Source organism: Microbacterium sp. NPDC008134 (assembly GCF_042957055.1).
Taxonomy (GTDB): domain Bacteria; phylum Actinomycetota; class Actinomycetes; order Actinomycetales; family Microbacteriaceae; genus Microbacterium.
Genome location: NZ_JBIBHO010000001.1, coordinates 380,819 through 394,495, shown reverse-complemented (window position 1 = coordinate 394,495; position 13,677 = coordinate 380,819). Strand labels below are relative to the sequence as shown.

Annotated in this window: 12 protein-coding genes and 1 pseudogene; 5 read left to right on the top strand and 8 right to left on the bottom strand. The window is 69.5% G+C overall.

Going from position 1 to position 13,677, the window contains the following annotated elements; translation table 11 throughout:
* Positions 1–2,097: pseudogene (locus ACFY9N_RS01905) on the bottom strand (hypothetical protein); the annotation flags it as partial.
* Between the two features lie 157 nt (positions 2,098–2,254).
* Here ACFY9N_RS01905 and ACFY9N_RS01900 point away from each other — a divergent pair.
* From ACFY9N_RS01900 to ACFY9N_RS01890, 3 genes are read left to right on the top strand one after another with little or no spacing between them, the layout of a single operon-like run.
* Entirely contained in the window at positions 2,255–3,370 is a 1,116-nt protein-coding gene (locus ACFY9N_RS01900; protein ID WP_391476560.1) for a hemin ABC transporter substrate-binding protein, read from the top strand.
* Complete coding sequence (locus ACFY9N_RS01895) at positions 3,367–4,440, top strand: FecCD family ABC transporter permease (protein ID WP_391476558.1); 1,074 nt, start codon at positions 3,367–3,369, stop codon at positions 4,438–4,440. The genes ACFY9N_RS01900 and ACFY9N_RS01895 overlap by 4 nt, the downstream gene beginning before the upstream one ends.
* Positions 4,437–5,210, top strand: a complete 774-nt coding sequence (locus ACFY9N_RS01890; protein ID WP_391476557.1) for a heme ABC transporter ATP-binding protein — start codon at positions 4,437–4,439, stop codon at positions 5,208–5,210. Before ACFY9N_RS01895 ends, ACFY9N_RS01890 begins: the two co-directional genes overlap by 4 nt.
* Positions 5,211–5,286: 76 nt before the next feature.
* Here the strand turns inward: ACFY9N_RS01890 and ACFY9N_RS01885 are convergent, their stop codons facing one another.
* Positions 5,287–5,655 carry a sterol carrier family protein gene (locus tag ACFY9N_RS01885; protein ID WP_391476556.1) on the bottom strand — a complete coding sequence of 123 codons (369 nt, stop codon included), beginning with the start codon at positions 5,653–5,655 and terminating at the stop codon, positions 5,287–5,289.
* A 34-nt stretch (positions 5,656–5,689) separates the two neighbouring features.
* Between ACFY9N_RS01885 and ACFY9N_RS01880 the strand changes: the two genes are divergently transcribed.
* Both ACFY9N_RS01880 and purD read left to right on the top strand, forming a co-directional pair.
* Complete coding sequence (locus tag ACFY9N_RS01880) at positions 5,690–6,358, top strand: NUDIX hydrolase (RefSeq protein WP_391476555.1); 669 nt, start codon at positions 5,690–5,692, stop codon at positions 6,356–6,358.
* 162 nt (positions 6,359–6,520) lie between these two features.
* Positions 6,521–7,798 (top strand): phosphoribosylamine--glycine ligase, encoded by a 1,278-nt coding sequence (purD, locus tag ACFY9N_RS01875; protein WP_391476554.1) that lies wholly within the window; start codon positions 6,521–6,523, stop codon positions 7,796–7,798.
* Between the two features lie 135 nt (positions 7,799–7,933).
* On the opposite strand, the gene ACFY9N_RS01870 is transcribed toward purD, so the two are convergent.
* From ACFY9N_RS01870 to ACFY9N_RS01845, 6 genes are all read right to left on the bottom strand, one after another.
* Complete coding sequence (locus ACFY9N_RS01870; RefSeq protein ID WP_391476552.1) at positions 7,934–8,464, bottom strand: GNAT family N-acetyltransferase; 531 nt, start codon at positions 8,462–8,464, stop codon at positions 7,934–7,936.
* 197 nt (positions 8,465–8,661) lie between these two features.
* The gene (locus ACFY9N_RS01865) at positions 8,662–9,390 is read right to left on the bottom strand and encodes an amino acid ABC transporter ATP-binding protein (RefSeq protein WP_391476551.1); all 729 of its coding nucleotides are present in this window, start codon (positions 9,388–9,390) and stop codon (positions 8,662–8,664) included.
* Positions 9,387–10,829, bottom strand: a complete 1,443-nt coding sequence (locus ACFY9N_RS01860; RefSeq protein ID WP_391478436.1) for an amino acid ABC transporter substrate-binding protein/permease — start codon at positions 10,827–10,829, stop codon at positions 9,387–9,389. Before ACFY9N_RS01860 ends, ACFY9N_RS01865 begins: the two co-directional genes overlap by 4 nt.
* A gap of 251 nt (positions 10,830–11,080) precedes the next feature.
* On the bottom strand, positions 11,081–12,595 hold the full coding sequence (locus ACFY9N_RS01855) for a DHA2 family efflux MFS transporter permease subunit (RefSeq protein WP_391476550.1): 1,515 nt from the start codon (positions 12,593–12,595) through the stop codon (positions 11,081–11,083).
* Positions 12,592–13,215: a PadR family transcriptional regulator gene (locus ACFY9N_RS01850; protein WP_391476548.1), complete on the bottom strand. Its 624-nt coding sequence runs from the start codon at positions 13,213–13,215 to the stop codon at positions 12,592–12,594. The genes ACFY9N_RS01855 and ACFY9N_RS01850 overlap by 4 nt, the downstream gene beginning before the upstream one ends.
* Positions 13,216–13,431: 216 nt before the next feature.
* The gene (locus ACFY9N_RS01845; protein WP_391476547.1) at positions 13,432–13,647 is read right to left on the bottom strand and encodes a DUF2945 domain-containing protein; all 216 of its coding nucleotides are present in this window, start codon (positions 13,645–13,647) and stop codon (positions 13,432–13,434) included.
* Positions 13,648–13,677 lie beyond the last annotated feature (30 nt).

The following is a 13,677-nucleotide window of genomic DNA, read 5'->3' as shown; positions in this document are numbered from 1 at the left end:
GAACGCACCACCCGACACGTCACGCACGAACTGCATCGCCGCGAAACCACCACCGGCGGTCACATCCGCCTCAGTACCCGCCTCGATCAGCGCGACGTACGCACCCGTGATCGACCCCAGCTTGGAGCCTCCGGCCGTGACGGTCAGTCCGTCTTCGTTCGCCGACTTCACGGTCGCGGTCGCGACCGGCGCCTCGGTGTAGTTCAGGGCGACGCTGCGCTCCTGCTCGGCGTTCACGACACCGCCGGCGGCGTAGGTGTACACACCATACGTACCGGGCTTGGCCGCGGAGTCCTTCAGCGTGAGGGTCGCGGTGAACGTGCCGTCCGCCGCGATGTCGACCCACTGGCTGCGGATGGTCGGCTGGAACGCCTCGGGAACCTCGTTCAGCACGGTCTCGGAGAGCGCCCAGAGCTGCGATCCGATCGAGCGGTTCGCAGACGGGGCGGATGCCGACGGCTTCCAGTTCTCGGCGAAGTTACCGAACACGAGGTAGGTACCCTGGGGCAGGGTCGCGGGGATCGGCACACCACGGCCGCCGACGTTGGCGGCCGGGTCGTAGCCCGATCCCTTCACGACGACCTTGTCGCCGGTCTTGAGGGCGGTGTTTCCGACGGGCGTCACGCCATCGGCCAGGAAGACCGAGATCTCGGGAGCCGCGGGAACCGGCTTGACGATGTCCCACTGCGCCGCCGAGATCGAGACGGGCGTGCGCGCGAGCATGGTCTGCGCGTTCGGCATCGTGTGCTGCGTCCAGACGATGACCTCGTAGGTCTTCGTGCGGTCGAGAGCGGATGCCGGGGCTGCGAGCGCGACCGTGAAGGCACCGCCCGAGACGCTGCGCACGAACTGCATCGCCGCGTAACCGCCACCGGCGGTCACGTCTGCCTCAGTACCGGTCTCGATGATCGCGGCGTAGACGCCGGTCGCGGCGCCGAACTGCGTGCCGCTGACGTTGGCGGTGATGCCGGCGTCGCTGACAGCCAGGTCGGTGACGGCGACCTTCGGGGCCGGTGCGTAATTGAGCGCGACGCTGCGCTCCTGGTCGGCGTTGGTCACGCCACCGGCACCGTACGTGTAGACACCGTACGAGCCGGGGGTCGCAGCGGTGTCCTTGAGCGTCAGGGTCGCCGTGAACGATCCGTCGGCGGCGAGGGGAGCCCACTGACCGCGCACCGTCGACTGGTACTGGGCGGGGACCTGGTCGAGCACGCTCTCGGCGAGCGCCCACGCCTGCACGGAACCCGAGCGGTTCGCGGTGGGAGCGGATGCCGACGGCTTCCAGTTCTCGGCGAAGTTACCGAAGACGACGTACGTGCCCTGCGGCAGGGTCGCGGGGATCGGCACACCACGGCCGCCGACGTTGGCGGTCGGGTCGTAGCCCGTTCCCTTCACGACGACGGTGTCGCCGGCCTTGAGAGCGGTGGTACCGACCGGCGTGGTGCCGTCGGCGAGGAAGACGGAGAGTTCAGCAGACGCGGGACCCTCGGGCTCGGTCGGCGTCTCGGGCTCGGTCGGCGTCTCGGGCTCGGTCGGGGTCTCCGGCTCCGTCGGGGTCTCCGGCTCCGTGGGAGTCTCCGGCTCCGTGGGAGTCTCCGGCTCGGTCGGCGTCTCCGGCTCGGTCACGGGCGGGAAGACTGCATCCCACTGCTCGGCGCTGATGGTGACATCGGCACGGCCGTAGATGTTGGTGGCGTCCGGGATCGTGTGCTGCTGCCACACGATGACCTCGTAGGTCTTGTTGCGGTCGAAGGCGGATGCCGCCCCCGCGAGGTCGACCGTGAAGCCGCCGTCGGTGACCGTGCGCACGAACTGCATGGCGGCGAAGCCGCCGCCGGCCGTGACGCCGCCTTCCTGCCCCTTCTCGATCACGGCGGCGTACGCGCCGGCCGTGCCCTCGGGAAGACCGGATGCCGTGGTCCGCACCGTCACACCGGACGTGTCGGCCACGGTGACGCTGGTGGTGACGACGGTGTCGGCCGCGAGCGCGGGCTGAGCGACCGTGAGGCCGGTCACGACGAGGAAGAGCGATATCAGGGCAGCTATCGCCGCGCGGACGCGGCTACTCGCTGTGGTGCTGGGTGCTGTGGAGTTCACGGTTTCTCTCCGGGCCCCGGGGTGCGCGGGCACGCACGCCGGCGGTGCCGCTATGCAATCGGGCGAAGGAATTAGGTTAGGCTGAGCTAAGCAGCCACCGTTTCTGAGCGTAGGCTGTGCGCGAGGCTCGCGTCAAGTTTTAGGATAGCCTTGCCTTATGCGCCGAGTTCTTGCCGTCTTCCTCGCTGCCTCGCTCGCGATCGGACTCGCCGGTTGCGCACAGCCCGGCGCGGATGCCGCAGCCCCCGACGCCTCCGCCGCTCCGGTGGACGACTGCCCCCAGGCATCCGTCGCCATCGCCGATCTCGACCTCGTCGATGACGTCCGTGCCGTCGAGGGCGGATCCACCGCCTGCCTGTCGAGCCACGCCATCACCCCGATCGACGACGACACGGCGCCCGATCTGCCGACGACGGTGACCGACAGCGAAGGCCGCGAGGTCACGATCACCTCCGCCGACCGCATCCTGCCGATCGACATCTCGGGCACCATCGCCTCGACCGTCTTCGCCCTCGGACTCGGCGACCAGGTCGTCGGGCGCGACGCCTCGACCCAGTTCACGGGCACCGAAGACCTGCCGGTCGTCACCCAGAGCGGCCACAGCCTGAACGCCGAGGCGATCCTCGAGCTCGCCCCCACCGTCGTGCTCACCGACACGACCATCGGCCCGAAGGAAGTCCGCCAGCAGCTCCGCGACGCCGGGATCGCCGTCGTCGTCATCTCGAGCGACCGCCGCATCGACACCACCGACGAGCTCGTGACCGAGATCGCCACCGCGCTGGGTGTGCACACCCGCGGCGAAGCCCTCATCGAGCGCCTCGCCGGCGAGCTCGACGACGCCGAGGCGGAGATCGCCGAGATCGTGCCGACCGACGAGGCCGACCGCGCCCGCATGCTCTTCCTCTACGTGCGCGGCAGCGCGAACATCTACTACATCTTCGGCGAGGACTCCGGCGCCGACTCCCTCATCGACGCGGTCGGCGGCGTCGACGTCGCCGAGGAGATCGGGTGGGAGGGCATGAAGCCCATGACCGCCGAAGCCCTCGTCGCCGCGAAGCCCGACGTGCTCGTGATGATGACCGATGGGCTCGAATCGGTCGGCGGCATCGACGGACTGATCGAGCGCGTGCCCGCCGTCGCCGAGACGCCCGCCGGGATCAACCGCCGTGTGATCGACATGGCCGACAGCGAGATCCTGAGCTTCGGACCGCGCTCGGCCGAGATCATCAGCGCCCTCGCCCGCGCCCTCTACGCGCCCGAGCCCGCGAAATGACCTCGGAGGTCGTCACCCCGACGCCGACCACGCGCCGGGGGCTGCGCTTCGCGCTGGTCGTGATCGGATTGCTCGCGGCTCTCGTGATCACCTGCATCGCCTCGATCACGAGCGGACAGTACGACCTCTCCCCCACCGACCTCGTCGGCGTGCTGCTGCACGGCATCGGCATCGACACCGCCTGGGCGCCGACGAACGCCACCGACTACGGCGTCATCAACAGCATCCGGATGCCGCGACTGGTGCTCGGCCTGCTCGTCGGCGCCGCGCTCGCGGTGTCGGGCGTGCTCATGCAGGCGATCTTCGGGAACCCGCTGGCGGATGCCGGCGTCGTCGGCGTCTCGTCGGGCGCCGCCCTCGGGGCGGCAGCGAGCATCACCCTCGGCCTCGCCTCGTTCGGGATGTGGACCACCCCAGCCTTCGCGTTCATCGGCGGACTGGTCGCGGTGCTCTCGGTGTACTTCATCAGCCGATCGGGCGGACGCACCGAGGTCGTCACCCTCCTGCTCACCGGTATCGCGATCAATGCGATCGCGGGGGCGGGAATGGCCTTCCTCACGTTCATCGGCACGACGTCGACGCGCGAGCAGATCGTCTTCTGGCAGCTCGGATCGCTCAACGGGGCGCTGTGGCAGAACGTCGCCCTCGTCGCGCCGCTCGTCGCGATCGGCATCGTGGTCGCGCTGATCGTCGCCCCCAGCCTCGACCTCTTCGCCCTCGGCGAGCGCACCGCCCGCCACCTCGGACTCAACGTCGAGCTCCTGCGCATCACCGTCATCGTCACCGTCGCGCTGCTGGTGTGCGCGGCCGTCGCGTTCGCCGGGATCATCGGGTTCGCGGGCCTCGTCGTGCCGCACCTCATGCGCATGATCATCGGCCCCGCGCACCTGCCGCTCGTGATCGCCTCCGCGCTCGGCGGAGCGCTGCTCATCGCCGTGGCCGATCTCGTCGCCCGCACCGCCGTGCCGCTCGCCGACATGCCGATCGGCATGATCACCTCGCTCGTCGGCGGCCCCTTCTTCCTCTGGCTGCTCGTGCGCACGCGCCGTCGGGCGGGAGGCTGGGCATGACCGTCCGGCTACGGGGCACCGGCCTCACCGTGCGCGTCGGCGATGGCCGCGCGATCCTCGACGACGCCTCGATCGACATCCACGCGGGCCAGATCCACGCCCTCGTCGGCCCGAACGGCGCCGGCAAGTCGACGCTGTTCGGCGTTCTCGCCGGCGACGTCACTGCCCAGACCGGACGGGTAGAACTCGACGGGGAGCCGGTCACCGGCATCCGATCCCGCACCCTCGCGCAGCAGCGCGCGGTGCTGCTGCAGGAGAACACCGTCACGTTCCCGTTCACGGCCGAGCAGGTCGTGCGCATGGGACGCTCGCCGTGGGCGCGCACGCCCGCCGCCGACGACGATGACGCGATCGTCGCGACGGCGATGGGATCGACCGAGGTGCTGCCGCTGAGCGCGCGCTCGGTGACGTCGTTGTCAGGCGGCGAGCGCGCCCGTGTGGCGCTGGCCCGCGTACTCGCTCAGAGCACGGGCATCCTGCTGCTCGACGAACCCACCGCTGCCCTCGATCTCAAACACCACGAAGACGTCATGCGACTCATTAGCCTGCAGGCGGCCGAGGGCGTCGCCGTCGCGATCGTGCTGCACGACCTCAACGCCGCCCTCGCGCACGCCGACCGCGTCACCCTTCTCTCGCAGGGGCGGGTCGTCTCGACCGGCACCCCCGCCGAGGTGCTCACCGCGCCGCGCATCGAGGAAGTCTACGGTCAGCCCGTCGACGTCTTCCCGCACCCCGCCACGGGGGTTCCGTTGGTCGTCGCGCGGCGGTAGTGCGTCGGGGCTGGGATGCTTCGACGAACTGGGTCTCTGAGCCTGTCGAAGGGCCCCAGCCCGTGACACCCGACGGTTACGGCCGCAACGGCAGCACGTCGGCGAGATCGGCGCGCGTACCCGAGGCGGCGATGCGACCGGATGCAGCGGCATCCGCCCACTGCTCCTGACCCAGTGCGACCGCGAGCCAGGTCGCGGCGTCCATCTCGACCACGTTCGGGGGCGTGCCGCGCGTGTGGCGCGGCCCCTGGATGACCTGCACCGCGCCGAACGGCGGCACCCGCACCTCGACGCTGTTGCCCGGCGCCTTCTCGTCGAGCAGCTGCAGCATGTACCGCACGGCCGTGGCAAGGGCCGTGCGCGGGGGCTTCTCGCCCGCAGCATCCGCCTTCTTCACGACGTCGAGCGCCGCACGCCCGTCGACGATGTCGATCTTCTTGGCCATCTCCTCAGACTACGACCGCGCGTAGGCTCGCAGCATGAGCATGCATCCCGAGGGAGCCCGCGCCGAGCTGCTCGCCGCGGCATCCGGGCACGGCTGGGGCGGACCGTTCCCGGCGCTCCTCGATCCCGAGAACGCCCACGACGCGGCGGTGCTCATCCTGTTCGGCGTGCTCGATCGAGAACCCGCCGTCGTGCCCGATGCGGCCGTCGCGCGCGACCTCGACGTGCTGCTGCAGCGCCGCGCGCCCACGCTGTCGTCGCATCCGGGGCAGGTGTCGTTCCCGGGTGGGCGGGTCGAGCCGGACGACGCGGATGCCGTCGCCACCGCGCTCCGCGAAGCCGAGGAGGAGACCGGACTCGACCCCGCGGGTGTCGACGTGCTGGCGACCCTGCCCGAGATCCCCCTGGCGGCGAGCAACCACCGCGTGACCCCGGTGCTGGGATGGTGGCGCACGCCCTCGCGCGTCGCGGCGGTCGATCACGCCGAGACAGTGGAGGTGTTCCGGGTGCCGGTGGCGCAACTGCTCGACCCGGCGACGCGATACACCTCGGTGCGCACGTTCGGGGATCGCACGTTCCGCGCGCCCGCGTTCGACGTCGACGGCACGATCGTGTGGGGGTTCACGGCCATGGTGCTCAGCGGCATGTTCGACGCGGCCGGGTGGACCGTGCCGTGGGACGTGGCGGACGAGCGGCCGGTCTGAGGTTTCTCGGGGTGGGGCCCTTCGACAGGCTCAGGGACCCAGGTGTATGGGGCCCTTCGACAGGCTCAGGGAGGCAGTACGTGCATAACTCCTCAGATTCTGAGGAGTTATGCACGCGCAACCCGCCGAAACGGGTCGGACGAGGCTCGATAGGCTGGACGGGTGAAGATTCTCGTCCTCGGTTCCGGTGCCCGTGAGCACGCGATCATCCTCGCTCTGCGAGCAGAGAAGGCGGAGCACGAGATCTTCGTCTCCCCCGGCAACGCGGGCATCGCGCAGGATGCAACCCCCGTCGCGGTGGACATGCTCGACGGCGGCGCGGTCACCGCGTTCGCGAACGAGCACGCGATCGACCTCGTCGTCGTCGGCCCCGAGGCACCGCTGGTCGCGGGCGTCGCCGATGCGCTGCGCGAGCGCGGCATCCCCGTCTTCGGCCCGGGCAAGGCGGCCGCACAGCTCGAGGGTTCGAAGGCCTTCGCCAAGCGCATCATGGACTCGGCGGGTGTTCCCACGGGCCGTGCCGTGCGTGCGACCACCACCGCCGAGGTAGAGGCGGCGTTCGACGACCTCGGCGCCCCGCACGTGGTCAAGGCCGACGGTCTCGCCGCGGGCAAGGGCGTCATCGTCACCTCCGACCGCGCCGAGGCCCTCGCGCACGCCGAGCAGTACCTGCCGTCGGGTCCCGTGCTCGTCGAGGAGTTCCTCTCGGGCCCCGAGGTCTCGCTCTTCTTCCTCAGCGACGGCGACACCGTGCGCGCCCTCAGCCCCGCACAGGACTTCAAGCGCGCACTCGACGGCGACGCCGGCCCCAACACGGGCGGCATGGGCGCGTACTCGCCCCTGCCCTGGCTCGCCGAGCAGTTCGGCAGCGAGCAGAAGTTCGTCGCCGAGGTCACGCGCGACGTGGCCGTCCCGGTCATCCGCCAGCTCGACACGGAGGGCACGCCGTTCATCGGCCTGCTCTACGCCGGTCTCATCCTCACCCCCGCCGGTGTGCGCGTGATCGAGTTCAACGCGCGCTTCGGCGACCCCGAGACGCAGGTCGTGCTGCCGCGCCTGCTCACCCCGCTGTCGGAGCTGCTGTTCGCCGCGGCATCCGGCACTCTCGAGGACCAGCCCGACGCCGTCTTCAGCGACGACGTCGCGATCACCGTGGTGCTCGCGAGCGAGGGCTACCCGGAGGCGCCGCAGACCGGCCGCCCGATCGAGAACCTCGCGGATGCCGCGTCGGTCGAGGGTGTGCGCATCGTGCACGCCGCGACCGCCGGACCGGATGCTCCGGGCGGAGACCTGCTCGCGACCGGTGGCCGTGTGCTGAACGTGGTGGCGACGGCATCCGATTTCGGCACCGCCCGCGCCCGCGCCTACGACGCGATCGCCCGCATCTCGCTCGAGGGCGCCCACTACCGCACCGACATCGCGGCCCGCGTCGCGGAGTAATCCGCGCGGGCGGCGCGCGCCGCCCCACCCTGAAACCCACCGCAAGCGTCGAGACCCACCGTCCCCGACGTCGGTACCGATGGGTCTCGACGCGGCTGGTGGGTTTCGACGACTTCGTCCGAGCGGACGCCGACGCTACAGCTCGATCCAGTAGCGGCGCAGCATCCCCATGCCGCGCTCGGACTGGTCGCTCACGTCCTGGAGCACTCCGCCGGCGCTCTCGACCGTGCGGTACGAGCCCTCGTTGTCGACGTCGCACGTGATCATCACTCGCTGCAGGCCGATCTCGCGCGCCCGATCCAGACCGAGGCGCAGCGCGGCCGAGGCGATCCCCTGCCGTCGGCGCGACGCCCGCACCGAGTAGCCGATGTGCCCGCCGGCCTCGGCGAGCCAGTCGTTGAGCGTGTGGCGGAACGACAGGAATCCGACGACCTTCGCGCCGTCGACCACCCAGTACAGATCGTTGTGCACGCGGCCTGCGGGCGGGGCGATCGACGTGTCGGCGAGGCGCTCGGCATCCGCGATCAGGGCGCCCAGGGTCGCGCGGTCCGGGGTGACCGGCGCCGTCAGGCCCGAGCCGTCGATGTGCCCGTCTCCGAACTCCGCCACGGCAGAGGCCCAGGAGCCGAAGAGATCGACGGTCGGTCGGACGAGCTGCACGGTCATCGCCCCACCCCATCAGACGGCAGCATCCGCCCGCAAACCCGACGTGGCGCAGCGGCCATGCGCATGCGCGTCGCCACACCCCACCCGCGTCGAAACCCACCACAAACGTCGAAACCCACCGTGCCCGACGTCGAAACCGGTGGGTTTCGAAGCGGGCGGTGGGTTTCGACGCAGGCACGCAGGGCGGATGCCGCGAACTACAGCACCTTCGAGAGGAACTCCTTCAGGCGGTCGTTCTTCGGCGCCTCGAACAGCTCGGCCGGGGCGGCCTCCTCGACGACGACTCCGCCGTCCATGAAGACCGTGCGGTCGGAGACCTCGCGCGCGAAGCCCATCTCGTGCGTCACGAGCACCATGGTCATGCCGCCCTCGGCGAGGTCGCGGATGACCTGAAGAACCTCTCCCACCATCTCGGGGTCGAGTGCGCTGGTGGCCTCGTCGAACAGCATGATCTCGGGGTCCATCGCGAGCGCGCGGGCGATCGCCACGCGCTGCTTCTGACCGCCCGAGAGCGAAGCCGGCTTGGCATCCGCCTTCTCCGACAGGCCGACGCGCTCGAGCAGCGACAGCGCGCGCTCGCGGGCCTTCGACTTCGACAGGCGTCCCAGCTCGATCGGCGCGAGCGTGATGTTCTCCAGCACCGTCATGTGCGGGAAGAGGTTGAAGTGCTGGAAGACCATGCCGATGCGCTGACGCACCTCGTCGAGCTTGACGCTCTTGTCGGTGAGGTCGACGCCGTCGATGACGACCTTGCCCGAGGTGGGCTCCTCGAGCTTGTTCAGGCAGCGCAACAGCGTCGACTTGCCCGAGCCCGACGGCCCGATGACCGCGACGACCTCGCCGTCATCGACGGTCAGGTCGATGCCCTTGAGCACCTCGTTGCTCCCGAACGACTTGTGCAGGTTCTGCACGGAGATCTTGCTCATGCGTTGAACTTCCTCTCGAGGCGGTTCGCGAGCAGCGTCAGCAGCGTGATCACGACGAAGTAGATGATGGCGACGATCGTCAGCACCTGCGCCGACAGGTACGTCGAGGCGATGATCTGACGCGACTGGAACGTCAGCTCGGCGAGGCCGATGACGCTGATCAGCGACGTGTCCTTGAGGGTGATGATGCCCTGGTTCACGAACGACGGGATCATGATGCGGAACGCCTGCGGCAGTACGACCTTCTGCATGGTCTTCCAGTGGCCGAGACCCAGCGAGCGCGACGCCTCGTTCTGGCCGGGGTCGACGGCCTGGATGCCGCCTCGGATGATCTCGGTCATGTACGCACCCGTGTTGAGCGAGAGCGTGATCGCCCCGGCCACGAACGGGTTGAACGTGATCCCCGGGAACAGCTGCGGGATGGCGAAGAAGACGAAGAACGCCTGCACCAGGATCGGGGTGCCGCGGAACACGAACACGTAAGCGGTCGCGAGCCAGCGGAACGGCAGGAAGGTCGAGAGGCGCCCGAAGCCGAACACGATGCCGAGCACGAAGGCGGCGACGAGGGCGACGAGCGTCGCGAGGATCGTCAGCCCGAGGCCGCTCATCAGCGCCGGCCAGTACTTCACGGCGACGGAGATGATGTCGGTCGGCTGGGCGGATGCCTCACCGGCGCTGAGGTAGGTGTCGACGATCTCGTCGTACTGGCCCGACTCCTGGAGGTTCGCGAGACCCGCGTTGAACTTCTCGATCAGCTCGGGGTTCATGCCCTTGTTGACCGCGAAACCGTACTCGCCGCCGAGCTCGGGCTCGCCCACGAGGCGGAAGCCGGAACCCTGCTGGATGCCGTACGCCAGCACCGGGAAGTCCTCGAAGTAGCCGACGGCCTGGTTCGCCTTGACGGCATCCACCATGTCGGTCGTGTCGGAGTACGGCGTGATGCGGAAGCCGTACTCGTCCTGGTTGTCTTCGGCGAACGTCTGACCCTGGGTGCCGGTCTTGACCGCGACGGTCTTGCCGTCGAGGTCGTCCAGCGACTGGATATCGCTCGAGTCGAGAACGCCGAGCTGGATGCCCGAGGTGAAGTACGGGTCGCTGAAGTCGAAGACCTCGCGGCGCTCATCGGTGATCGACATGCCTGCCATGACGGCATCCACCTGGTTCGACTGCAGGGCCTGCAGGGCCGCGTCGAATCCGAGCTGGCGGATCTCGACTTCGAAGCCCTGGTCCTCGGCGATCGCCCGGAGCAGATCCATGTCGATGCCGACGAGCTCGCCGTCGGAGTTCGTGAACTCGAACGGGGCGAAGGTCGTGTCGGTGCCGATGACGTAGGTCTCGCCGTCGGCGGCGCTGGCGGGGGCTGCGGCGCCGAGCAGCGCAACGCCCGCGACGACGGCGGCGAGCACGGCGGCTCCGGTCGTGCGGCCGAGGCGGCGCATTCGCTCGCGCAGGGAAGAGGGATGTGGGATCACGACGGATGCTCCTCGGATCGGGTCGGCGACCGGCCGGTCGCCGCCGTCTACTGTAGTCAACGCGCGGGCGAGGTCCTGCGTCGGGGGCTGCGCGAAGCATCCATCCTCCCGCCCGTCGAAACCCACCACGCGCGTCGAGACCCACCGGCGCTGACGTCGCGCATGGTGGGTCTCGACGGGGGTGATGGGTCTCGGCGGTCAGCCGCAGATCAACAGAGTCAGACGGTCGGATGCTTCGGCGCACCGCGCAGGAACAGCGACGCGATGAGCGCGACGAGGATCACGCAGGCCGGCAGCAGGATCGCCTGCGACATGCCCGTCGAGAAGCCCTCGGCGACGAAGTCCGGGAGAGTTCCGCCGGAGCCGATCGAGCCGCTGGCGTCGTCCATACCGGGCAGGTTCGCCTCGAGGCGGGCCTGCATGAACGTGGCGATCGCGGCCGATCCGACCACCGATCCGATCGTGCGTGTGGTGTTGTAGATGCCAGCACCGGCACCGGCCTGGCGCATCGGCAGCATCCGAGTGGCGGTGGTCGCGAGCGGACCCCACATGCCGGCGTTGCCGAGGCCCATGAGGGCGGAGGGGAACAGGAACATCCAGATCGGGGTGTCCATGTTCACCAGCGACGAGTACCAGAACAGCGACCCCGAGACCGCGAGCAGGCCGGGGATGAGGATGAACCGCGGGTCGGTGCGGTCGAGGATCTTGCCCGCGACCGGCGCCAGCACGCCCGAGAGCACCGCCATCGGGATCATCAGCAGCGCGGCCTCGGTCGGGGTGAGTCCCCGTGCCGTCTGCAGGAAGAACATCAGCGGCAGCGACATGCTCGTCACGGTGAAGCCCACCGCGGCGATCGCGATGTTGGCGCCCGAGAAGTTGCGGTCCTTGAACAGCTCGAGCGGCACGAGCGCCTCGGACTTCGTCTTCCACTGCTGCACGATGAAGATCGCGAGCACCACGATGCCGGCGATGATCATGCCCCACACCGTGATCGGGCCCCAGATGACGCCCCAGTCGTACTTCTCACCCTCCTGCAGGCCGAAGACCACGAGGAAGATCGCGACGGCGCTGAGCACGACGCCGAGGATGTCGAAGCGGTGCGGGTGCGTCTTGAGCTTGGGCACGAGGATCCACGCGGCGACGAAGGCGATCACGCCGACGGGCAGGTTGACGAAGAAGATCCACTCCCAGCCGAGACCGTCGACGAGCACACCGCCGAGCAGCGGGCCGACGAGCGTCGCGACGCCGGCGGTCGCGCCCCACAGGCCCATGGCCGCGCCGCGGCGCTCGGGCGGGAAGGTGCGGGTGATCACGGCCATCGTCTGCGGCGTCATGAACGCGGCGCCGAGGCCCTGCACGGCGCGGGCGACGATCAGACCCTCGAGCGAGGTCGACAGACCGCACCAGAGGGATGCCGCGGTGAAGATCGCGAGTCCGATGAGGTAGATGTTCTTCGGGCCGAAGCGGTCGCCGAGACGTCCGGTGATGAGCAGCGGCACGGCGTAGGTGAGCAGGTAGGCGCTGGTCACCCACACGACGTTGTCGAGATTGTTGGTGTTCGGGTCGAGGGCGGCCTTGATCGCAGGGTTCGCGACCGAGACGATCGTCGTGTCGACGAGGATCATGAAGAAGCCGATGACGAGCGCCCAGAGGGCGGGCCAGGGGCTCTTCGGCGCATGCCCCGCGGCGAAGGGGCCGGTCTGGGGGCCTACGGCCTGTCGGGAGTCGGTCATTGCTGTGCAGCCTTTCGCTGAGCGAGGTAGCGGTCTGTGTCGTCGAAGTCGTTCGGGCCCCAGCGGAGCTCGTCGCCGTCGAGTCGGGTGAGGAGGGTGTCGAGCCAGCGCAGTTCGGCGTCGAGGAGCGCCTCCTGACGCTCGACCTCGACGAGGACCTGCGGGGGCACCCCCTTGGCGTGCGCCTTGGCGAGCCCGTCGCGGTGCATCGTGTGCGCCTCGACGAGCGCGTCCCGGCGCTCGCGCAGGAGCGCGGTGACGTCATCGCGCTCGAGATTGTGTGATTCGGCGAGCGCGATTCGAAAGTCGGTCTCGCGGTCGACGCAGGGCAGCTCGCGGCGCACCCACGCGATGACGGTGTCGCGGCCGGCATCCGTCAGCGTGTAGGTGGTGCGCTCGGGGCGATTGCCGTCGCGATCGATGCCGATCTCGTCGATCAGGCCCGTCTTCTGCAGGCGCGCGACCGTGTGATAGAGCGTGCCGTTGGTGATCGTGAGCAGGCGGTCGTCGTGCCGCGCGCGCAGCAGGCGCACCATCTCGTACGGGTGCATGTCGCCTTCGCGCAGCAGCGCGAGCACCATCACACCCATGGGCGTGAGCGTGTCGATAGGGTCTTTCATCACCTGCTCCACTCCGATTAGTCCACGTGGACTATACGCCTGTTCGGAGGCGCGGGCAAGCGGCGGTCGGTCGCGCGCGTTGCAGGGAGAAAGGACGTCTGCAGGGAGCATCCGCCTGTTTCTCCGTGCAGACCGCACGTACTCCCTGCGGATGCCGTGGCCCTCGACACCACTGGTCCGACGACCGGGCTGACGGCGCTGCGCGGGGGCGCGCCGTCAGCCCTTCAACCTGCGCAGCGCCGTTCTCTTGTGCGCAGCGCGATCTCCGCTCTTCTCCGACTCCACGATGTACGCGGGATCATCGGCGGATGCCGTGAACCTCTGTCCCGCGAACTCGAAGTCCTGAGTGCGCTTCTCCTCGACGGTCCCGCGGGTGCGGCCCTGCGAGGTGTTCCAGCTCACCCGGTCGCCCTTCGACAGCTCTTTCGACATGCGATCCTCCACTCGGTCGGGTCGAGGATC

Bases quoted from the DNA above. Each gene is read 5' to 3' on its own strand.
- ACFY9N_RS01900 (WP_391476560.1), top strand. From the start codon at position 2,255: ATGCGCCGAGTTCTTGCCGTCTTCCTCGCTGCCTCGCTCGCGATCGGA.
- ACFY9N_RS01895 (WP_391476558.1), top strand. From the start codon at position 3,367: ATGACCTCGGAGGTCGTCACCCCGACGCCGACCACGCGCCGGGGGCTG.
- ACFY9N_RS01890 (WP_391476557.1), top strand. From the start codon at position 4,437: ATGACCGTCCGGCTACGGGGCACCGGCCTCACCGTGCGCGTCGGCGAT.
- ACFY9N_RS01885 (WP_391476556.1), bottom strand. From the start codon at position 5,655: ATGGCCAAGAAGATCGACATCGTCGACGGGCGTGCGGCGCTCGACGTC.
- ACFY9N_RS01880 (WP_391476555.1), top strand. From the start codon at position 5,690: ATGAGCATGCATCCCGAGGGAGCCCGCGCCGAGCTGCTCGCCGCGGCA.
- ACFY9N_RS01870 (WP_391476552.1), bottom strand. From the start codon at position 8,464: ATGACCGTGCAGCTCGTCCGACCGACCGTCGATCTCTTCGGCTCCTGG.
- ACFY9N_RS01865 (WP_391476551.1), bottom strand. From the start codon at position 9,390: ATGAGCAAGATCTCCGTGCAGAACCTGCACAAGTCGTTCGGGAGCAAC.
- ACFY9N_RS01860 (WP_391478436.1), bottom strand. From the start codon at position 10,829: ATGCGCCGCCTCGGCCGCACGACCGGAGCCGCCGTGCTCGCCGCCGTC.
- ACFY9N_RS01855 (WP_391476550.1), bottom strand. From the start codon at position 12,595: ATGACCGACTCCCGACAGGCCGTAGGCCCCCAGACCGGCCCCTTCGCC.
- ACFY9N_RS01850 (WP_391476548.1), bottom strand. From the start codon at position 13,215: ATGAAAGACCCTATCGACACGCTCACGCCCATGGGTGTGATGGTGCTC.
- ACFY9N_RS01845 (WP_391476547.1), bottom strand. From the start codon at position 13,647: ATGTCGAAAGAGCTGTCGAAGGGCGACCGGGTGAGCTGGAACACCTCG.